Consider the following 20,269-nt stretch of genomic DNA (forward strand, 5'->3'; position numbering starts at 1 on the left):
TGATGGTCAGCGCACGATCCCATACGAGCTCTGCTCGTTCTCAGCGCGCGAGACTTCCGTTGGCTGAGCTGGTCTTGATCTGCGGCCTTCTGGCCGCGTACGCGATAGTCCCGTCGGGTGTCGACTCCGCGTTGATCTGGGCTTGCCTTCTGCTGCAATATGGCCTGCTCGTGGACGCCGTCCGGCGGCCCGTGACCATCTATCGTGGTCTACCCACGTATTTGACCGCGGAGTTTCTGTTCCTCTTCTTTTCGTACTTGGTGTTCTTCTACCCGTACCAGATCCACGTCCTCGGCATCTACGATGTTTCCCAAAGCGCCTTCTTTCAAGATACGTTCATCGATCAGTCCAACCACGCCATTCTCTTGTGTTCGATCGGCACGATGTCTTTCCGCGCGGGGATACGGACGCTAAGGGCGCCCGAGTCAAGGCCCGCCGAGCCAAATCGTCGGACGAACCGCTTGGATCAAGTAACCGCCAACGCCGTCGTCCTCCCCGTTTTCGTCATGCAGGTATTGCTCGTTGTCGTCTATTCGGCTTTCGGCTGGAAGGCGGCAGGAGAAGGAAGGTACAGCGGTCAGATCACTGGCGGCCCTCTGGTCGAGGGTGTGTATCTGGCCATCGTCGTGCTCTCGATGGTGTCCGTTGCGGTGTGGACGCTTCCTGGCTCAAGGGAGGATCCGCGCTCCGTCTTGCTGTCGTTCTCGGCGCTATTGTCGAGCCTTTGGGCCGTCCGGCTGCTATTGAATGGCGATCGTAACTCGTTCATGCTCATCGCCATTGTCGCGATAGGCGGTCTCGTAACCTTTCGGTTCCGTGCGGGCAGATGGGTGCTGGCCGTGCTTTGCACCGTCGCCATCGCGCTGTACAACGCGATCGAGGCATTCCGATCCGGGAAAATCGGGTCGGTGCTCGATTTCTTCTTAGGCGGGTGGGGAGTGACCGCAGCTTCCTACGGAGGCGACACGAGTTTCAACATCAGCACCGTTGGTGTGCGGGCAGCCCTCGCGAGCGTTCCGGAGCACATCGATTATGGATACGGCCTCTATAAGTTAATTGGCGTTGGTGGAGTGATCCCTTTTATCCGCGGCCTAATGGTCCCTCCGGATATGCCCTACATACAGAGCTCGGACGTTTTGAATGACATACTCCTGGGCACGTGGGCGAGATGGGGCGTTGGATCTAATGTCATCGTCGACATCTATGTGGATTTCGGCGTGCTTGCCGTGCCCGTTCTGCTGTTCATGCTCGGGCTTTTCGTGGCATTTGTGCAACGCTCGGCAGCGCAACTTCCCGATTCTCCGTGGCGCGCGGTGTTCTACCTAATGACATTGGCATTGATTGCGGAGATTCCACGCTACTCACTCGACTCTCCGCTGAGGCCCTTGGTGTGGACATTGTTGCTTTTCTGGGTTGTCTCATTGGTATCCAAGTCCCCAGGCCCGCCCACCCGGAAATCCAATGGCATAGATCGATTCAACGTGGCTTAGCGTTTACGCACATAGACGTACAGGGTGGGCTGCACTGCCGACGGTAGGTGCTTGTTCAGCGACTTGACGATGCGATACACCACGGGATTCCCAAAGTGGTAGGCCGGCTCGGAGGCTCCGGGTGTCACGTACACATCGGCGCCAGCGAACGCGCGCCGCAACGCTTTCGGTGTGTTCATCAGGTATCGGGTAGGGAAGACATCCTCCGCTTTGCGCCCCGGCTGAATGGATTCCAGCGCCCGCGCATGCATTCTGTTGGGTACCAATCGCGCTCCCACGGCGATGTGGCCCCACTTGTTGGGCGTGACGGCCGCGATCAATCCGCCCGGTTTGGTCACCCTGAGTAGTTCTGCCGCGGTGAATCGTGGCGTATCCACATGCTCTAGCACGGATCGTGCGATGACGACGTCGAACCTGTTGTCCTCATAGGGAAGTGGCTCACCGATGCGGATCACCTCGGCGTGGTCGAGGAACCGGTTCTCCAAGATCGCCGTATCCACGTCGCAACCGTCAAGTCGCTGGCACCGATCTTTGATGTCGCACAGTTGTCGCCGCCAGTCGACTGGATCATCGACTAGCGGTTCACCCCGGCCCGCGCCGAAATCCAGAACGTAGTGATTGGGCCGGAGCACGGCCGCGATCTGGGTGAACCACGCCACCGTACCGTCGACGTGGCTGAACCCGCTGATGTTCGCCTCGGGATAAAACCGGCGTTTCAGTTCTTGATCATCCATGTGTGCCTCGCAGTGCGCCGACGTGGTCGCGATACCACGCGACCGTGCGTTCCAGCCCCTCCTGCAGTCCGATCTTCGACGTCCATCCCGCCCGCGCGAGTTTCGAGACATCGAGCAGCTTCTGGGGCGTGCCATCGGGTTTCGCAGTGTCCCAATCGGTTTCGCCGGTGTAGCCGACGACTGACGCAATGGTCTGCGCGAGCTCCCGGATCGTGACATCGGTGCCGCTACCGACGTTAACGTGGTCCGGTCCGTCGTAGTGCTCGAGCAGGTGCAGACAGGCGTCAGCCATGTCGTCGGCGTGTAGGAACTCACGTCGTGGTGACCCGGTGCCCCAGTTGGTAACCGACGGCGTACCCGACGCAACCGCCTCGTCGTAGCGGCGGATCAGTGCGGGCAGTACGTGCGAGCCCGTGGGGGAGAAGTTGTCGCCTGCTCCGTAAAGGTTGGTCGGCATCGCCGAAATCCACGGCAGGCCATACTGTTTGCGCACCGCCTGCACGTGCACGATTCCAGCGATCTTTGCGATCGCATACGCGTCATTGGTTGGTTCGAGGTGCCCGGTGAGCAGCGCCTCCTCGCGGATCGGTTGCTCGGCGTACTTCGGGTAGATGCAGGAGGACCCCAGGAACAGCAGGCGCTGGACGTCAACTTCACGTGCTGCGTCGAGCACGTTCACCTGGATGCGGATGTTCTCGCTGAGAAAGTCCACCGGATAGGTGTCGTTGGCCAAGATCCCGCCGACTCTCGCCGCGGCCAGCACGACGTACCTCGGCTTGGTTTCGGCGAGGTAGTCGAAGACCGCGTCGCGATTCTTCAGGTCGAGCTCAGCTGACGTCTTGCCGACGACGTGCTCAAACCCCGCCGCTTGCAGCCTGCGCACGATCGCCGACCCGACCAGGCCACGGTGTCCGGCGACGTAGAACGTCGCATCGCGGTCTAGCTCAGCAGGCGAAGGCTTTACGCCGGCCGTCATCACATGGCTGCTTCGCGAACGGCCGGCGTTCCCCACGAGTCCAACCGCACCGTGTCGATCCACGGGTTGCCCGCATGCTGGAGTGCCTCGACATCGGCATCCACCATGAGGCGCGCCAGCTCGGGGCCGTGGATGGTGGGCACCCAGTCAAGGTTTTTGCGGGCTCGGGACGCGTTTCCGATCAGCGAGTCGACTTCGGTGGGGCGAAGGTACCGCTCGTCGAACCGAACGTGATCCTCCCAGTCGAGGCCCGCGTGCTCGAACGCAATCTGCAGGAACTCCCTGACCGTGATTCCTACGCCCGTCGCGAGGACGTAGTCGTCGGGCTCGTCGACCTGCAGCATCCGCCACATGCCCTCGACGTACTCGGCGGCGTAGCCCCAGTCGCGAACCGCGTCGAGATTGCCCATGTAGACGTAGTCCTGCCGGCCGGCCTTGATGGCGGCGACCGCACGGGTGATCTTGCGGGTCACGAATGTCTCTCCGCGACGCGGTGATTCGTGGTTGAACAGGATCCCGTTGGCCGCAAAGAGGCCGTATGCCTCTCGGTAGTTCCTGGTGATCCAGTAGCTGTACAACTTGGCAGCGCCGTAGGGAGAGCGTGGGGAGAACGGCGTGTCCTCGTCCTGGGGTGGAGGCGTCGCCCCGTACAGCTCGGATGACGATGCCTGGTAGAAACGCGTCTCGATGCCCGATAGCCGCACGGCCTCGAGCATGCGGATGGTTCCAGTCCCGGTGGTGTCGGCCGTGTGTTCGGGCTCGTCGAATGACACCCTCACATGGGACTGCGCGGCGAGGTTGTAGACCTCGTCGGGGTGGATGTCGGCGAGCAGCGTCACCAGTCGGACTCCGTCGCTGAGGTCCCCGTAGTGCAAGAACAGCCTGGCGTCCGGCGAGTGCGGATCCACGTACAGGTGGTCGATGCGCGCGGTGTTGAATGTCGACGCGCGGCGGATGAGCCCGTGTACTTCGTAGCCCTTGCCGAGCAACAGCTCCGCAAGATAGGAGCCATCCTGGCCGGTGATACCGGTTATCAAGGCGCGCTTGGTCATTGGCGCCCGGTGGCTCTTGGTCTTCGACGGGAAACGCGTCATTCCGACGACTCGTGTCTATTGCCGGCCGGCTGTGGGACGTCCGTGTTGGCTGGTGGATTCAGCGCGGCTGGTTCGGCGGGTGGTTCGTGGCTCGATGCTCGCCGCGGCCCGTCGTCGCCGTAGTAGCTGTACTTGGAGTACGCATGTCTGCGCGAGGGCGTCATCGTGAACACCGCGCCGAGCACTGAAGCGCCGACATCCTCAAGATTTCCGAGCGCCTGTGCGAGTTGGTCGTGTTTGGTCTGCCCGAACCGCGCCATGATCAGCACGCCGTCTGCGTTGGCCGCCAGAACCGCTGCGTCCGTGACCGCAAGAAGCGGGGACGAATCCACGATGACGTAGTCGAACTGCGCTCGCATTTCGCTGAGCACCTTCTTGGCGGCCAATGACCCGAGGAGCTCGCTCGGATTCGGCGGAACAGTGCCCGCGGTGAGCACTGTCAAGCCCGGGAATCGTGTCTTCTGCAACACCTCGGAAAGGGTTGCTCGGCCGCTGAGCACCGTGCTGAATCCTACGGACCCGACCAAGTCGAGGTACTTGTCCAACATTGGCCGCCGCATATCGCCATCGACGAGCACCACGTTGTGTTCGGCTTCCGCCAACGCCAGCGCAATGTTTATCGCCGTGGTGGATTTACCCTCGTTCGGCATTGAACTGGTGACGACGATTACGCGCGGCGGGTTGTCGACCGCGAGGAACTGCAGGTTGGTCCGAAGTTTGCGAAATGCTTCAGCGATTGCCGAGTTGTCGGTATCGAACGCTATCGCGGGTTTGTTCCGGCGTTCCTTGTCGAGCGGAATGCTGCCGACAATTCCGACCCGGGTTAGCTCTTCAAGCGTCTGCCGGTCCTTGACGGTGTTGTCGAGCGCGTCGCGGAGCACCGCAAGGCCGATACCCAAGGCCGTGCCAAGGACGAGGCCGATGACGATGTTGCGCAGCGGTTTGGGAACCACCGGATACCCGGGGATTGATGCGCGTTGTTCGACGACGACGCGTGCGTCGGCCCTGCCTCCCGCCGGAGTCTCCAATTCGCGCACCATGGCGACGAACTCGTCGGACAAGGTGTTCGCAACGTCGCGCGCCCGGATTGGAGACTGGTCGAGGACCGCCACGGTTATCAGAACTGTATCGAGTTTCGCGCTGGCCTTGACGTTTTGTTGTAGCGCTTGCGAGCTGATCTCAAGGCCGAGTTTGTCAACGGTGCGCTGAGCCAGGGTCTCGCCCATGAGTAGCTCGGTGTAGGAGAGCACACGTTCTTGCGAGAGGCGATTGCCCTGATACAAGTCGGATGCCGAGGCACCCCCTGTTGACGTGGACACGAAGAGCCTCGTCGACGCTTGATAGAGCGGAGTGGTCAGTAGCGTGACCGCGACGGAACCCAATACCGCGACCAGGATCGTAAGGCACACGGTGACCCACCGAGAGCGAAGGAGTTTGATGAAGCTCTGCAGACTCAATGCCACCCCTTCGCCGCTGACTGACCCGCTCTTATTGCTCCGCCATTCGACGCTGCATTGTGCGGAAGTATATCGTTCAGCGTTTCCATCAAGCCCCTAAAACGGGAATCGCGGCGAATAGCGCGGCACTTCGTGCGTGCGCGAGTTATCGCGAGCATTCGGGCACCGATATTTTGGGAGTGACGGTGTCCACCAAGGGTTGAATCGGAACACGCGGTGCACCCGGAGCCGTCGGTTCGGAAAGGTGGAAGCTCAATTCGCCGGATTGGCCAGGCGGAATGGCTACCTGTACTTCGAAGCTTGGGTGGCCGCGTTCCGTGCCCGTGAATACCGGTACCCGCTGGCCATTGGCGAGTACGCTCGCCACCGTCGCATCCGTAGTCGCGAGAAGACGCACCGAGGTCAGCATCGTGCCGCTTGGCACATCGATCGGAAGCTGAGGGAGTAGGCCTCCCGTACCTGCCACGTACTCAGGTACCGTCTTGTCCCGCAACGTGTTCGTCAACCGAACCGTGACGGTTGACGTTCTCGTGTCGCCATCACAGCCATCGGCCGCGTACTCGATTTCTCGCGCGAGATAGTAGTCGAGTTTGTTTCCGCCGAGATTGTTGACGACGATCTCGGCGTAGGGCGCTGGATCGTCCGGAATCGTATGTGCGAGCGCCGTCTCCTCGAGCACCTCTTGATCGGCAGGCGACGAACTCCAGACCGCGATTCGGCGCTCACTCACCGCCTTGCCCAGGGCGTCGAGCAACTTCCGCGGAGATTCCACCGGCCCCGTCATCTTCTTCACGACTTCGCTTGCGATGTCCTGAAGGTAATTCTTGCGGGCCTTCTGGTCGGTCGGAAAGCGGACGTAGGCGGTCGACTCAGTCAATTCGACCACGTTGTCCTGCGTGACGATCTCACCGTCGCGCATCGTGATGGGCCCGACTGCACCGAGCACGTAGCTCAGCGCGACCGGGTCGATCGCGATGACTCCATCGACGTTCATTCCCGACTGCTGCGACCACATGTCCTTCCAGATTTGGGCTGCGTACGGAAAGTGAGAACTGAGATTGCTGTTGCGGAAGTCGGTGCTTGGATTGGTGAATCCATACTGCTCGGCGTATTCGGGGCCGAGGTCAATCGGGGTGAAGTGCTTGTCGAGTTCGGTGTTCGGCGCCAAGGTATCCACGGTCGGAGTGCCGTTGTCGAATCGGAGAACTCCGAATCCGCCGAGCAGTCCCCCCGTCCCTCGGGCTTCGGCGTTGGTTTGGAACCCCATGAAGTACGTACGTGGACCGTCGGCGCCCATCATCGATGGAGCGACGCGCGCGGCAAGCGCAGTGTTTTCCAATAGGTTGGCAATTTCAGCGGTCTGCCCCTGAAGTTGCGTGCGAGCGTCGCGCAGCAGGGAAACGTATGTGGGATCGGAAATTGCCATGGCGTCAGCGTCGAGTCGGCGGGCATCCGCGGAGATCTTGCTCAGCTGAGGTTCCTCGTCGCGGAGCGCTTGCACGTCTACGCGGCCGTTTTCGAGCAACCGATCTGGTGCGATCGCTGTGCCGACAGCTGCGGAAGGTTGCAATACGTCGGCTGCCAGGCCGAGCACCACGTGGGATATCTGTTGACCAGTCTTGAATGGGCTGCCCAACCACGGCACGGCTGAGGCAATGTTCCATGGCACCGAATGGGTTGCATCGCGTGCTGCCTGCGCGTGGGAACGCGCGTCATCTGCAGCCTGCGACGCATCCTCGGTATTCCCCTGTAGCAGCGCGTCCTTCGCTTGCTGTGCGCTGTGGCGGGCTTGTTCGAGGCTCGACTTCGCCTCGAAGGCTCGAACGCCCAGCCAGCAGGCAAATGCGCCGACGATCAGTACCAGTACGAGGCCAGACAACGTGACTTCACGCCGGCTCCGGAGTCCGGGGATCCGACTCAACAGTGTCCCGTCTTCGTCCGATTGACGACGAGGGTCAGCTTCATCGTCCGGCGTACTTCCATTTGAGCGTCGCGAGAAAATATCCACTCAGGAGGTTTCCCGTGCTCGGCTGCGGTGTGCACGACGGGGGTGCAGCCTCACGAGGGCTGGCTCAGGACGCACGGGCTGATGAGTCGCGTCGGACGAGACTAGGCGCAGCCTCTGCTGTATGAACCCGACACGGTGCCATAGGGCCCGATCCGCAAAGTCAGGCCTCCGATGCACGCTTCGAAATTGATGGCACTAAACCAGCCGAAGAGCGGTTGAAGGAAACCGGGGATCAGGGCCAACGGATAAAACTGGAAGACCGTGGTTTGCGTCGGGGGAGTCGGGTTAGGGGTACCGAACCACCACAGCCGATTCTGAAGGATCGTGCCAGACGGGCTGAGCAAAGTCATGCTGGGCGCGGCCGCAGCGAATGGCGCGAGAGTGGTAGATGACGAGCCAGAAGCGGATGGCGAGCTACTGGTAGGGCAACCAGGCGAACCGACCGGGGTACACGTTGGTGACGACACGGTCGAGCCAAGGCCGACGGCCCCAGCTGGTTCCGCTTGCGCCACTGCCGGCGTCAGGATTGCAGCAGCCGCGATAGCGCACGCAGCAGCACCGGTTTGAAATTTCGTGGCGATAGTAGCCATTTCCCCCCCTACCAACTTGGCACCAGACTAGGCCCATGTGAAGTAGCTGCCAGCATCTCAGACTCCTCACAGCTTGTCAATAGTACTTTCGCCGATTCCGGACGATTCTCGGCGACATCAAAGTCTGTATGTCCGACGTGTTTCCGACGTAATTCTAATTTGTGATCTGTTGTGCCCCAACGATTCTCGTCGAACATGTGTCTGGTCAAGTAGCTGGTGGTATATCCCGAAGACTTGTTTTCGTTCGCAAAGGCGCCGGACTCCACAGCCGTTCGCTTGACTAATCGATTCGGCAGCGGCGGCCTTTTCAAAAGTTTGCTGAATTCCGCGGTGCGGTGGCTTTTCGCCTGTTCGTCCAAACGGGCTTCCGATTGAATGGCTGGCCCGGTCATTCATGAGGTGTCGTTGGTCGCACGGCTTCGCCGCGGCCGATGGGTCACTCGATATTGACGATGGCGTAACTAGCACATGCAAAGTTAGCGAATAAGTTTCTGATCACCGACCGTGCTGTTTGCGCAGATGTGACCAGTTTCTGGGCTACGTACCTTACGCACTGCCATTGCGCCCGATATACTCGGCAAATCATGGAGAGCGAACCCTACGCATCCCTGCAGGCGTCCTGGCTCAACCATCGCGGGCACTGCAACTGCGGATGGGGAGGCAAACGTCGCTGGCTACGCGGAAGCGCCGTATTGGATGTTCTGGACCACTGCGCCGAGACGGGTCACATTCCCGTCTCTTTGCCATTCCAAAGCCGTCAGTACTCTTCTGTGGCGGGCCGACCTGCCTGTCACGACTGCCAATGCCGGGAAGGCGACTCGCTACACACTGCGCAAGACATCGCGGAGCAGCGACGGGACCCCGTCGGACGCGGTTGACGACCTGTCGCGATCCCGCGCGAGTGTGAAGTACGGCGGGTATGGCCGCCACAAATGTGTTCGTAGTTCTGCCTTCGCGATGTGGATCGCTATGTGATCGTTGACGCATGCGTAAGACAGCAAAGGCGCTAGTCCTCGTCCTCATCTCGTTTCTCGGAACCGTCGCGCTCGGCATCGCGTCGGCCCTTTCGGCCGCGCTCGCATTCGGCGCCACCGCGCTGATCGTGCCCGGTACCGGCACGCCCAACGCCAACATCGTCGACAACTACATGGAGCAGGCGCGCGACCGCTACCTGACCACGACGGCGTGCGGCCCGACCGGGGCGGCCTGTCCCGACGCGAACCTGCAGGGAATCAACTACCCCGCATCGTTCTTCCCGCTGATCATCTTCCCGAGCTGGTGCCGCTCGGGGCCTGACGGCTGCGACAAGTGGGACGAGTCCGTAGGCCAGGGCACCACCGCGCTGAACGCGGCGATCGACGCGGCGCTCAACGATCCCGACAAACCCGGCCAAGACGTCGTCGTCTTCGGCTACTCGCAGGGCGGCGCAGTGGTGGCCAACTCGCTCGCGGAGCACATCGCCGGACTGTCCGACGCGGACAAGGCGCGGCTGCAGATCGTCACCATCGGTGGCATCCAGACCCCCGCCGGCGGGCTGTGGCCACGCCTCGCCGGCTTCGGCTTCATCCCCTTCCTCGACATCAGCTTCACGCCTCCGATGACGCCCGGCACCGGGGTCAACTACACGAGCACTGCCTTCCACTTCGACCCCGTCGCCGACGCCCCGCTGTACTGGGGCAACCCGTTCGCGATGTTGAACGCCATCGCCGCGTTCGAGACTGTGCACGGCTACTACTTGTCGCCCAATGGCAACGGCCCGACGGACACGCTGCCCTACGGCTACACCGATGAAACCCTCGCCGACGCGCTCGACTGCTCGGCGAACCCGGGGAACTGCCGTTATGACTCTGACGGCAACACCTACATCACCATCCCCGCGTTGACGCTGCCCATCGCGGACCTGATCCTGTCGTCGACCCCCGCTGCACTCCTACCGCTCGTAAAGCCGTTCGTCGACCTGGCCTCGCCCGTGTACCGGGTGCTGGCCGACCTCGGCTACGACTACAGCGGCGACCCGAGCGTGCCGACGCCGCTGTCGATCCTGCCGTTCAACCCGATCCAGAACTGGTTCGGCGTCGGGCTCAACCTCGTCGCCGCGGCGGGCCAGGGAGTTCAGGCCTTCCTCGGTGATCTGGGCGGCGGGTCGATGATGCTCGCCCCTGCGACCACCACGCCGACGCCCACGCCGCTGCTCGCCGGCCGCTCGCTCGCCCCGCAGGCGGCCGCCGTGCCGGTCGAGGAGCCGTCGTCGTCGAAGGTGACGGCGCTGTCGTTGGTCGAGAAGTCCGAACCCGAGGCCGCGCCGGCCGCCAAGGTGGCGGAACCCGCGGCTAGCGAGGCGCCGTCGACGCCTGCCGAGCCCGCGGTGACGAAGACGGAGGAGCCGGCCGCTGCGGAGCCCAGCAAGCCCGCCGAGGCGACGGCCGTCGACGAGAAGAAGGCCGACGAGCCGAAGAAGGACGAGACCACCAAGGACGAGACCACCAAGGACGAAGCCAAGGACGAGGCCAAGAAGGCCGACGAGCCGAAGAAGGAAGAGCCCAAGAAGGACGAGTCCGAGAAGAAGGCAGACAGCGCCGACACCCAGAAGGCCGCTGCCTAACCCGTCACCAAGCGAAACGCCCCGGCACTCCAAGGAGCGCCGGGGCGTTTCGTCGTCTGGCGTGTCAGGCGGCTGCGCCTGGCTTCAGGTAGGTGACGAGGCTGACGTCGATGGTCTCGTCGATGAAGTAGTACTGGCAGCCGGTCAGATACTTCATGTACCGGTTGTAGTTCTCCTCGTCGGTGGCCGCGATCGCCTCGGCCTTGGCGGCTTCCAGCCGGCTGGCCCAGATGCCCAGCGTCTTGATGTAGTGATTGCGCAGCGACATCGCCTCGGGCACCGTGAAGCCGGCCTTCTCGCCGTGGTCGATCATCATCTGGGTGGTCGGCACGCGGCCCCCAGGGAAGATCTCGGTGATCATGAACTTGACGAACCGGGCCAGCTCGAAGGTCAGCTTCTTGCCCTTGTCGGCGAGGTCGTATGGGTGATAGCCGACGCTGCTCTGGATCGTCATCCGGCCGTCGTCGGGCAGGATGTCGTAGCAGGACTTGAAGAAGTCGTCCCAACGGTCCCTGCCGAAGTGCTCGAAGGCCTCGATCGACACGATCCGGTCGACGGGGGAGTGGAACTGCTCCCAGCCCTCCAGCCGCACGTCGAACGTGCGCTTGCTGTCCACCTTGCTCAGCAGCTGTTCGCAGTAGGCCTGTTGGTTCTTGCTCAGCGTCAGGCCGATGACGTTGACGTCGTACTTCTCCATTGCGCGCCGCAGCGTGAGGCCCCAGCCGCAACCGACCTCGAGCAGGGTCATGCCGGGCTTGAGCTGCAGCCTGTCGAGGTGCTGGTCGACGTTGGCGATCTGCGCCTCGGACAGGGTGACGTTCGGCCCGGTGAAGTACGCGCAGCTGTACTTGCGCGTGGGGTCCTGGAACACGCCGAAGAAGTCGTCGGACAGGTCGTAGTGCGCCTGAATGTCTTCGAAGTGCGGCGTCAGGTCCTTGGTGCCGGTGGAGTTGTCAGACATGTCTTCTCTGAGTGGCCTTTCCTTGCGACAGCTTTGGGGCAGCCGATCACGTATTCAACTTGAGTGTGACCGCACCCTACGTGGCATGGGCTCACGTCGTGCGCAACTTGCCGTACACCCTAACGTTTCGCCGGTGTTCGGCCCTAATTCGGCGTGTCAGCCTTGGTCAGCGTGAACTGATTGATGTCCGCCTGGCTCATCTCGAAGAGCCGTCCGCACCCGCGCAGGTAGTGCATGTAGCGGTCGTAGATCTCCTCGGACTGCACCGCGATCGCAGCATCCCGGTTGGCTTCGAGTGCGTCCGCCCAGATCCGCAACGTCCTGGCGTAATGCGGCCTGAGTGACTGCGTGCGGGTCAACGTGAAGCCGGCCGCCCCTGCGAGCTCACCGACCATTTCGGTCGTGCACAGCTGACCGCCCGGAAAGATCTCCGTCATGATGAACTTCACGAAGCGGATGAGCTCCATGGTCAGCGGGATGCCGTTCGCCCTGGCGTACTCCATCGACATGCCGCAGATCGTGTGCAGCAGCATCACGCCGTCGTCGGGAAGCACCCGATGGGCCATCTTGAAGAAGTCGCCATAGCGGTCGAAGCCGAAGTGCTCGAACGCGCCGATCGACACGATGCGGTCGACGGGCTCGTCGAACTGCTCCCACCCCTTGAGCAGGACCCGCTTGTCCCGGGGGCTGTCCGAGGCGGCGAAGACCTTCTCGACGTGCGCGTACTGGTTCTCGGACAGCGTGAGCCCGACGACGTTGACGTCGTAGCGCTCGAGGGCTCTCATCATCGTGGCGCCCCAACCGCAACCGATGTCGAGCAGTGTCATGCCGGGTTCGAGGCCGAGCTTGTCCAACGCCAGGTCCATCTTGGCGAACTGTGCCTCTTCGAGGCTCATGTCGTCGCGTTCGAAGAAGGCGCAGCTGTAGGTCTGCGTCGGATCAAGGAACAGTCGGTAGAAGTCGTCCGACAGGTCGTAGTGCGACTGCACGTCCTCGAAGTGAGGAGTGAGGTCGGCCATGGATGTCCCTGCTTTCCGGGTGGTGCGCGGTGCGCCGACACCTCCGGGGGGCTAGAGAGGAACCGATTTAAAGGCCGACGTGTAGTGCCGAATGTACGCGCGCGGTACTGGCCCGACCCAATTGGTTACTTGGTCAGCGTGAACTGGTGGACGTCGATGTAGCCGATCCGGAAGCCCCGCGCACAACCCGTGAGGTAGTGCATGTACCGGTCGTAGACCTCTTGCGACTGGATGGCGATGGCCTCGTCCTTGCGGGACTCCAGGGCGGCGGCCCAAGTGTCCAGGGTGCGTGCGTAGTGCGCCTGCAGGGACTGCGTCCGCGTCAGCGTGAAGCCGGCGGGGACGGCGTACTCCTCGACCTTCTCGATCGACGGCAACCGCCCACCCGGGAAGATCTCGGTGATGATGAATTTCACGAAGCGGGCCACGTCGAAGGTGAGTGGCATGCCGCGCTCGGTCATCTGTGTCAACAACAGTGCCGTAATGGTGTGCAGCAGCATGACGCCGTCGCGGGGCATCACCCGGTAGGCCATCGCAAAGAAGTCTTCGTAGCGGTCGAAGCCGAAGTGTTCGAACGCGCCGATCGACACGATGCGGTCGACGGGCTCGTCGAACTGCTCCCAACCCTGCAGCAGGACGCGCTTGTCCCGTGGGTTGTCCGATGCGGCGAACAGCCGCTCGACATGGGCCTTCTGGTTCTCGCTAAGCGTGAGGCCGATGACGTTGACGTCGTAGCGCTCGACGGCCCGCATCATCGTCGAACCCCACCCGCAGCCGATGTCCAGCAACGTCATGCCGGATTCGAGGCCGAGCTTGCCCAGCGCGAGGTCGATCTTGGCGAGCTGCGCCTCCTCGAGCGACATGTCGTCGCGCTCGAAGTACGCGCAGCTGTAGGTCTGCGTGGGGTCGAGGAACAGGCGGAAGAACTCGTCGGAAAGGTCGTAATGTGCCTGGACGTCTTCGAAATGCGGAGTCAAAGTCGGTTTGCGTGACGTGTTTGACATGGGCGCCTCTCTGGAGATCAGCGGCTCGGCTGAATCGCCAATGACTCGTCAAGCCCCCTGATGCGCTCGCTGGCGACTCTACGCCGAAGTGCACCTCGAGCCGAATTGAGTGACGGTTGGCACTGCGTTGGTCAAGTCACGGAACTTCAGCAAACGTGGTCTTCAATTCGCCGACGATGTCGTCCCACAGCGGCTCCGGCAGGTCGTGGCCCATCCCGTCGAAGAGCACCAGGCGGGACCGGCGGATCGCCTTCGCGATGGCCCGTCCACCCGACGGCCGCATGAGCTTGTCGGCGCGGCCGTGGATCACCACGGTCGGGGCGGTGATCTGCTTGTCGTAGTCGAGCAGGCTCCCGGTCCCCATGATCGCGCTGAAGTGCCTGGCCACCCCGGCCGGGTAGTACGCCCGCTCGTAGCCCTCGACGGCGTCGGCCAGGATCCGCTCCTCGGGTGCCGGATAGCCGGGGCTACCGATGATCCTGCTGACGCGCACCGCGTTGGCGATGACGCCGTCGCGCGACGTGTCCGCGGGCCGGGAGGTGACGGCGCGCAACTGCTTGGGCCCGGGTGGCCGCAGTAGTGGCTGGTTGTTGCTCGAGAAGATCACGCCAAGCGTCTTGGTGCGGTGCTGATAGCGGGCTGCGAAGATCTGCGCGATCATGCCGCCCATCGAGCCGCCGACGACGTGCGCCTTGTCGACGTGGAGGTGGTCCAGCAGCGCCGCGGCGTCGTCGGCCATGTGCTCGAGCGTGTAGACCGCCGCGCTGGGCTTGCCGAGGTAGGAACGAACCATGCGGGGGAGCAGGGGCGCGCCGGTGTGGCGTCCGTCGACCTTGCTGGAGAGCCCAACGTCGCGGTTGTCGTAACGGATGACCCGCAGCCCCTGATTCACCAGTCGCTCGCAGAACCCCATGCGCCACAACAACAATTGCGCGCCGAGCCCCATGATCAACAGGACCGCGGGGTCGTTCGGGTCGCCCATGTCCTCGTAGTAGATGTCCAAGTCCCCCGAGCGTGCGGTCCCCGTGCGGACGTCCATGGCAACCTCCAAGTGATGCCGGCGGCTTGATGCCCGCCCGGTCAGGTGTCGAGCTCGTCCGAATGTTCGCGGCCGACCTCGACCATGAAGTTGGCGAAGTACCCGGTCAGCGCGGGGTCGCTCATCATCTGCCACTTCGGCGCCAGCAGCTTCATGTAGCGCTCGACGTAGAGGAACTGCTTGCCGATGAGCACCAACTCGCGGGGCAGCTTGACGTCGTAGGCGTCGGCGAGGGCTGATAGCTGCTTGCCGATCTCGGCGTAGCCGAGGTCGCCCAACGACTTCGTCGTGAGCGGATTGGCAAACGCCTCAAGATCCCTGGCCGCCTCGCCCTCGGGTTTCACGTTGCCGACCGCGCCCATCAGCACGACGATCTTGCCTGCGGCGGCGTGGTCCTTCTTGACCAGAAGCGCATACACCAGCTCGCGCAGCAGCCAGCGCGTGCGCGGGTCGATGCGGCCCATGATGCCGAAGTCGAAGAACACGATCTTGCCATCGGTGTCGACGTACAGATTGCCCGCGTGCAGGTCGCCGTGGAACAGGCCGTGGCGCAGTCCGCCCTCGAACAGGCTGAACAGCAACGCCTTCACCAGCTCCGTGCCGTCGAAGCCCGCCTTGCGCACCGCGGCGACGTCGTCGATGCGGACGCCTTGGATGCGTTCCATCGTCAGTACCCGCTGACTGGTCAGGTCCCAATAGACCTGCGGGACACGGATGTTCGTGCCCAGCGGCGACGCGTGCATGTGCGAGACCCACGCGTCCATCGACTGCGCCTCGAGCCGGAAGTCGAGCTCCTCGGCGAGGTTGTCGGCGAAGTCGGCGACGACGTCCTGCGCCGACAACCGTCGGCCCAGCTTGGCCAACTCCACCAGCTGCGCACCGCGTTTGAGGATCTGCAGATCGGCGGCCACCCGGCGGCGGATGCCCGGCCGTTGAATCTTGACGACCACGTCTTCGCCTGAGTGCAGCGTGGCGTAGTGCACCTGCGCGATGGACGCCGACGCGAACGGTTCCTCGTCGAACGACTTGAACAGGTTGGCCGGGTCGTCGCCGAGCTCCTGCTTGAACAGCTTGTGCACTTCGTTGGTGTCTGCGGGCGGAACTCGGTCGAGCAGGCTGCGGAACTCCCGGCTCATCGGCTCGCCGAACGCGCCGGGGCTCGACGCGATGATCTGGCCCAACTTGACGTAGGTGGGACCGAGGTCGGCGAACGTCTGGGGAAGCTGTTTGACGATCTTGTGCTGCAACGAACCGCGGCCGATCAGGTTTGAGACGACCCGTGCCCCGGTGCGGGTGACCTGCCACCCCGTCGCCCCGATGCGTGCGGCCTCGACCGGCAACGGCACCCGGTCCAGCTTGGCCACCTCGCGGTGCTTAGTCGTAGTCATCCCTGCAGTGTCTCAAATGCTGGGCAAACGCGAACAATTCGTGTGGACCACGTCACACGAAGCAACTACCTGGTACTTTTGGCAACGGTTGTTGTCAACCCCTAGGTGGACACGGCCGTGACCAGTTTCTTGTACCGATCGCGTAGGGTGTCCCGGGTGTCCAGTCCGACCAGGTGGGCAGGCGTCCCGCTGACCGACCGTCGCACGGAACGGCGCGCACTGTTGGTCAAGGCCGCCTTCGCTCTGTTCGGTGAGGGCGGCGAGTTCGCCGTGACCGTGCGATCGGTGTGCCGGGAGTCCGAACTCAACTCGCGATACTTCTACGAGAGCTTCGCCGGCACCGACGAACTTCTCGGCGCGGTGTACGACCACGTGGTGATGCAGCTAGGCAATGCCGTGAGCGCCGCGATGGCGGCCGCGGGTGACGATCGGCACGCGAGAATCAGGGCGGGCATACGCGAGTTGTTGGTGTTCTCCTCGGAGGAACCGCGCCGCGGACAGCTGCTGTTCACCGACGCCCGCGCGAACTCGGTGCTTACCGAGCGCCGGTGGGCGACGCAGGAAGTGCTCTACCGGTTGGTGATACGCGAGGACTCGCGACTCGACGCCGACACCGACACGATCGCGGCCAAGGTCGCCGCAGCGTTGTTCACGGGCGCGATGGCCGAGCTGGTGTCTCAGTGGCTGCTCGGGACCCTCGGCACCGACGTCGAAGCGGTGACCGACTACACGGTCAAGCGGGTACTGATCCGCGCCTAGTCAGGCCGTGCATTCCCGAAGTTCTCCACCAGCGCGTCCACGACGGGACGCCACACCGGCGCGGGCAGGTCGTGGCCCATTCCGTCGACCACCACGAAGCGCGCCCCGTCGATGATGCGGGCGAGGTTGCGCCCGTTGCGGATTCGCATCATCGGGTCCGCCGAGCCGTGGATGACGACCGTCGGCGAGCTGATGCGTCGGGTGAACCGCAGCAGGCTGCCAGTGCCCAGGATCGCGTCGAACTGGCGCAGCCCGCCCTGTGGATAGTGGCTACGGGCGCTGAGCTCTTCGACGCGTTGACGCAGTTGCTCGTCGGTGGGCAGGAAGTTGGGGCCGTTGATCACCGCGATGTTGCGGACCTCGGTGGCCACCCGGTGTTCGCGCGGGGCATCACGGGCTGGCGGATCGAACGCCAGCTTGATCACCCGCCACCTCGGGATCGACGAGAACGGCTTGCCCGAGCTCGTCATCAGCAGGCCAAGCGACGCGACGCGCTCGGGGTGCTCGCCCGCGAGGATCTGCGCGATCATGCCGCCCATCGACGCCCCCACGACGTGCGCACGCTCGATGCCCAGGTGATCCAGCAGCCCCTTGGCATCGGCGGCCAGGTCGACCAGCGTGTACGGAACCGAGCTCGTCCGCCCGACCAGATAGCGCATCACCCGCGGGACGACCGAGCCACGGGCCCGCTGCCCGTGCATCTTGGTGGACAGGCCGATGTCGCGGTGGTCGAACCGGATCACCCGCAGCCCGCGCTCGACGAGTTGCTCACAGAAGCCGTTGGGCCACATCGGAAGTTGCGCACCGACGCCCATGATCAGCAGCACTGCGGGGTCGGCCGCGTCGCCGAGGTCCTCGTAGAAGAGCTCGACGTGCGACGAGGCGTCGCCGCAGGGCGCCGTCCCGCTCCGGGTCTGCATCAACCCTTTGTACCGTGAGCGGGACGGCGAACGATCACTGCGTCGCGACGGGTTCCTTGCCCCACGGCGTCAGCCACGGCGTCGCGTCCCAGTTCTCCAGCCCGGCCAGCAGTTCGTACAGCGTCGCGCCGTCGATGCTCTCCCTGATGATGTCGCCCTGACCGGCGTGCCGGGCGAGCTCCTCGATGATGTGGAACACGACCCATCGCACCGACCACGCCGGCACGTCCTTCGGAAACCATGGAACCTGCTGCGGAATCGGCACCGCCGCAGAGAGGTCCGACGTCTCGATCAGCCGGATGGTCTCGGCGTTCTGCGCGTCGAACTTGGCCAGAATCTCCGCCAGCGTCTCGTCCTCACGCATGACGAACTCGTCCTCGTAGTCCGCGGACTGGGCATCCATCGGGCGCTTGTCCGCCTCGGTCAGTTCGGGTGCAGCCGCCACGCGTTCCATCCAGCCCTGCTGGCAGAACGTGACGTGCTTGATCAGCCCGCCGATCGACATCGCGCTGACCGACGGCCTGGACCGCGCCTGCTCGTCGGTGAGCCCGAACGCGATCGCATGGAATGCGTACTGCTGTGCGGCGACGTACTCCTTCAGCCCGGCGCGTTCGTCGGCGACGGGTGGGGGCATGGCGGCCATGATTCAGTTCTCCTTCTTGTTGGTGTGGGTGTACTTGTTTGTATGGGTGTATAGGTCACGGAGCAAAGCGATTTCGGCTCCGTGGTGAATCATCTCGCGGTTGATGTGCAGGACGAGCGTCATCATCGATTCGGCAGCGTACGGGCCCTCGGCTGGTCCGCACGGCTGCGCCAGCGCGGCGTCGTCGAGCGCGAGCACCCCATCGTTCCAAGTCCGGTACGCGTCGTCGAGTTGCTTCAACGCGGTGTCGGCGCCGGTCGCGTACGCCCAGGATTGGTAGTCGGCGGGCGGCCCGCCGAAGTGCGAGTGGTTGCGCACCGCCAGCACGCCGACGATGACGTGCGCCAGGCGCCACGCGATCGTGGTGAACGGCGCGGGCTCCGGCGCTGGATAGGCGAAGTCGACGCCGCCGTCGGGATGAACCGTCCAGCAGTCGGGTACGGGCGCCCAGAAGTACTCGTCGTCGGTGAGCCCCTCCAGGCGTGGGCGCAGTTGCAACCGCCAGTGAAAGTCGAGCTGTTCGGCCAGTTGGGGGGCCAGTCGGTTGGTCATGGATCCACCCTGACAGGCATATAGGACAGTGTCTGTCCTAAGACTGCGTCAGACTGTGGACATGTCCGAAACGACGAGTCGCGTGCTGCAACTTCTGGGGCTGCTGCAGTCCCGCCGGGTGTGGTCGGGGGAGGAACTCGCGGAACGCCTCGGCGTGACCGGCCGCAGCGTGCGTCGCGACGTCGATCGGCTGCGCGAGCTCGGGTATCCCGTGCTCGCCAGCAAGGGCCACGGCGGGGGCTACCAACTCGGCGCGGGCGCTGCGATGCCGCCGCTGCTGCTCGACCCCGACGAGGCCGTCGCCATGGCGGTCTGCCTGCGGGTGGGGGCGGGCGGCAGCGTCGCGGGAGTGGGCGAGTCGGCCTTGCGGGCCCTGTCCAAGCTTGACCAGGTGATGCCTTCCCGGCTGAGAGCGCAGGTCTCGGCGGTGCACGACGCGACCGTCACCCTGACGTCCGGGCAGCCAGAAACGCAGGTGGAGCCCGATGTGCTGATGACGCTCGCGCGGGCGAGTCGGGACCACGAACACGTCACGGCGAGCTACGTCGACCGCGCGGGCAACGCGACCGAACGCCGACTCGAGCCCTATCAGTTGGTCACGACGGGCAGGCGCTGGTATCTGCTGACCTACGACCGGGACCGCGAGGACTGGCGCAGCCTGCGTCTCGACCGCATGTCCGACGTGCGTGCGCTCGGCAGCACGTTCCTGCCGCGCGAGGCCCCCGATGCGGCCAGCTACGTCCGGCGCGCGATCACCAGCTCGCCGTACCGGTACGTGGCGCGCGTGCGGTACCACGCACCTGAAGCGGTTGTCGCGCAGACATTTTCGGTCTCGTCCGTCGACATCCAACCCGATGGCGACGACGCATGCATCGTCACCGTTGGCGCGGACGATCCCGAAGGGATGGTGCCATGGTTGGCGATGCCGGGCTGTGCGTTCGAGGTGCTCGAGCCGCCCGAGGTGATCGAGGCGGTGCGGAACGTCGCCGAACGGTTGAGCCGGGCCGCCGGCTGAGTTTCTCCGGCTTGCGAG

General features: G+C 63.7%; 17 protein-coding genes. 4 read left to right on the forward strand and 13 right to left on the reverse strand.

The window, feature by feature from the left end:
• Positions 1-59 precede the first annotated feature (59 nt).
• Complete coding sequence (gene wzy / locus SLQ33_RS10305; RefSeq protein WP_319453718.1) at positions 60-1,490, forward strand: O-antigen polysaccharide polymerase Wzy; 1,431 nt, start codon at positions 60-62, stop codon at positions 1,488-1,490.
• Here the strand turns inward: wzy and SLQ33_RS10310 are convergent.
• The 5 genes from SLQ33_RS10310 to SLQ33_RS10330 form a co-directional block, all read right to left on the reverse strand.
• Positions 1,487-2,224, reverse strand: a complete 738-nt coding sequence (locus SLQ33_RS10310) for a class I SAM-dependent methyltransferase (protein WP_319453719.1) — start codon at positions 2,222-2,224, stop codon at positions 1,487-1,489. The genes wzy and SLQ33_RS10310 overlap by 4 nt on opposite strands.
• On the reverse strand, positions 2,217-3,200 hold the full coding sequence (locus SLQ33_RS10315) for a GDP-L-fucose synthase (protein WP_319453720.1): 984 nt from the start codon (positions 3,198-3,200) through the stop codon (positions 2,217-2,219). Before SLQ33_RS10315 ends, SLQ33_RS10310 begins: the two co-directional genes overlap by 8 nt.
• Positions 3,200-4,252 carry a GDP-mannose 4,6-dehydratase gene (gene gmd / locus SLQ33_RS10320; protein WP_319453721.1) on the reverse strand — a complete coding sequence of 351 codons (1,053 nt, stop codon included), beginning with the start codon at positions 4,250-4,252 and terminating at the stop codon, positions 3,200-3,202. The genes SLQ33_RS10315 and gmd overlap by 1 nt, the downstream gene beginning before the upstream one ends.
• Positions 4,253-4,290: 38 nt before the next feature.
• Entirely contained in the window at positions 4,291-5,751 is a 1,461-nt protein-coding gene (locus SLQ33_RS10325; protein ID WP_319453722.1) for a polysaccharide biosynthesis tyrosine autokinase, read from the reverse strand.
• Positions 5,752-5,896: 145 nt separating this feature from the next.
• Positions 5,897-7,759, reverse strand: a complete 1,863-nt coding sequence (locus tag SLQ33_RS10330) for a DUF4012 domain-containing protein (protein ID WP_413467622.1) — start codon at positions 7,757-7,759, stop codon at positions 5,897-5,899.
• 1,575 nt (positions 7,760-9,334) lie between these two features.
• Between SLQ33_RS10330 and SLQ33_RS10335 the strand changes: the two genes are divergently transcribed.
• The gene (locus SLQ33_RS10335; RefSeq protein ID WP_319453723.1) at positions 9,335-10,951 is read left to right on the forward strand and encodes a PE-PPE domain-containing protein; all 1,617 of its coding nucleotides are present in this window, start codon (positions 9,335-9,337) and stop codon (positions 10,949-10,951) included.
• A gap of 64 nt (positions 10,952-11,015) precedes the next feature.
• Here the strand turns inward: SLQ33_RS10335 and SLQ33_RS10340 are convergent, their stop codons facing one another.
• The 5 genes from SLQ33_RS10340 to SLQ33_RS10360 form a co-directional block, all read right to left on the reverse strand.
• Positions 11,016-11,912 (reverse strand): cyclopropane mycolic acid synthase family methyltransferase, encoded by an 897-nt coding sequence (locus SLQ33_RS10340; RefSeq protein WP_319453724.1) that lies wholly within the window; start codon positions 11,910-11,912, stop codon positions 11,016-11,018.
• Between the two features lie 143 nt (positions 11,913-12,055).
• On the reverse strand, positions 12,056-12,931 hold the full coding sequence (locus tag SLQ33_RS10345) for a cyclopropane mycolic acid synthase family methyltransferase (protein WP_319453725.1): 876 nt from the start codon (positions 12,929-12,931) through the stop codon (positions 12,056-12,058).
• Positions 12,932-13,056: 125 nt separating this feature from the next.
• Positions 13,057-13,935 (reverse strand): cyclopropane mycolic acid synthase family methyltransferase, encoded by an 879-nt coding sequence (locus tag SLQ33_RS10350; RefSeq protein ID WP_319453726.1) that lies wholly within the window; start codon positions 13,933-13,935, stop codon positions 13,057-13,059.
• A gap of 136 nt (positions 13,936-14,071) precedes the next feature.
• A complete protein-coding gene (locus SLQ33_RS10355; protein ID WP_319453727.1) occupies positions 14,072-14,974 on the reverse strand; it encodes an alpha/beta hydrolase in 903 nt (300 codons plus the stop codon).
• Between the two features lie 41 nt (positions 14,975-15,015).
• Positions 15,016-16,362 (reverse strand): AarF/ABC1/UbiB kinase family protein, encoded by a 1,347-nt coding sequence (locus SLQ33_RS10360; RefSeq protein WP_319453728.1) that lies wholly within the window; start codon positions 16,360-16,362, stop codon positions 15,016-15,018.
• A 156-nt stretch (positions 16,363-16,518) separates the two neighbouring features.
• Here SLQ33_RS10360 and SLQ33_RS10365 point away from each other — a divergent pair, with 156 nt between their 5' ends.
• A complete protein-coding gene (locus SLQ33_RS10365) occupies positions 16,519-17,121 on the forward strand; it encodes a TetR/AcrR family transcriptional regulator (RefSeq protein WP_319453729.1) in 603 nt (200 codons plus the stop codon).
• Here SLQ33_RS10365 and SLQ33_RS10370 read toward each other — a convergent pair.
• Genes SLQ33_RS10370 through SLQ33_RS10380 form a run of 3 tightly spaced genes read right to left on the reverse strand, consistent with a single transcriptional unit; the run spans position 17,118 to position 19,236 of the window.
• Complete coding sequence (locus SLQ33_RS10370) at positions 17,118-18,041, reverse strand: alpha/beta hydrolase (protein WP_319453730.1); 924 nt, start codon at positions 18,039-18,041, stop codon at positions 17,118-17,120. The genes SLQ33_RS10365 and SLQ33_RS10370 overlap by 4 nt on opposite strands.
• A gap of 34 nt (positions 18,042-18,075) precedes the next feature.
• Positions 18,076-18,684, reverse strand: coding sequence for a DinB family protein (locus tag SLQ33_RS10375; protein ID WP_319453731.1), 609 nt, complete (start codon positions 18,682-18,684; stop codon positions 18,076-18,078).
• A gap of 3 nt (positions 18,685-18,687) precedes the next feature.
• On the reverse strand, positions 18,688-19,236 hold the full coding sequence (locus tag SLQ33_RS10380) for a DinB family protein (RefSeq protein ID WP_319453732.1): 549 nt from the start codon (positions 19,234-19,236) through the stop codon (positions 18,688-18,690).
• A 61-nt stretch (positions 19,237-19,297) separates the two neighbouring features.
• Between SLQ33_RS10380 and SLQ33_RS10385 the strand changes: the two genes are divergently transcribed.
• A complete protein-coding gene (locus tag SLQ33_RS10385) occupies positions 19,298-20,251 on the forward strand; it encodes a YafY family protein (RefSeq protein WP_319453733.1) in 954 nt (317 codons plus the stop codon).
• The last annotated feature ends 18 nt before the right edge of the window (positions 20,252-20,269 follow it).

Source organism: Mycobacterium sp. RTGN6 (assembly GCF_033804605.1).
Taxonomy (GTDB): Bacteria; Actinomycetota; Actinomycetes; order Mycobacteriales; family Mycobacteriaceae; genus Mycobacterium.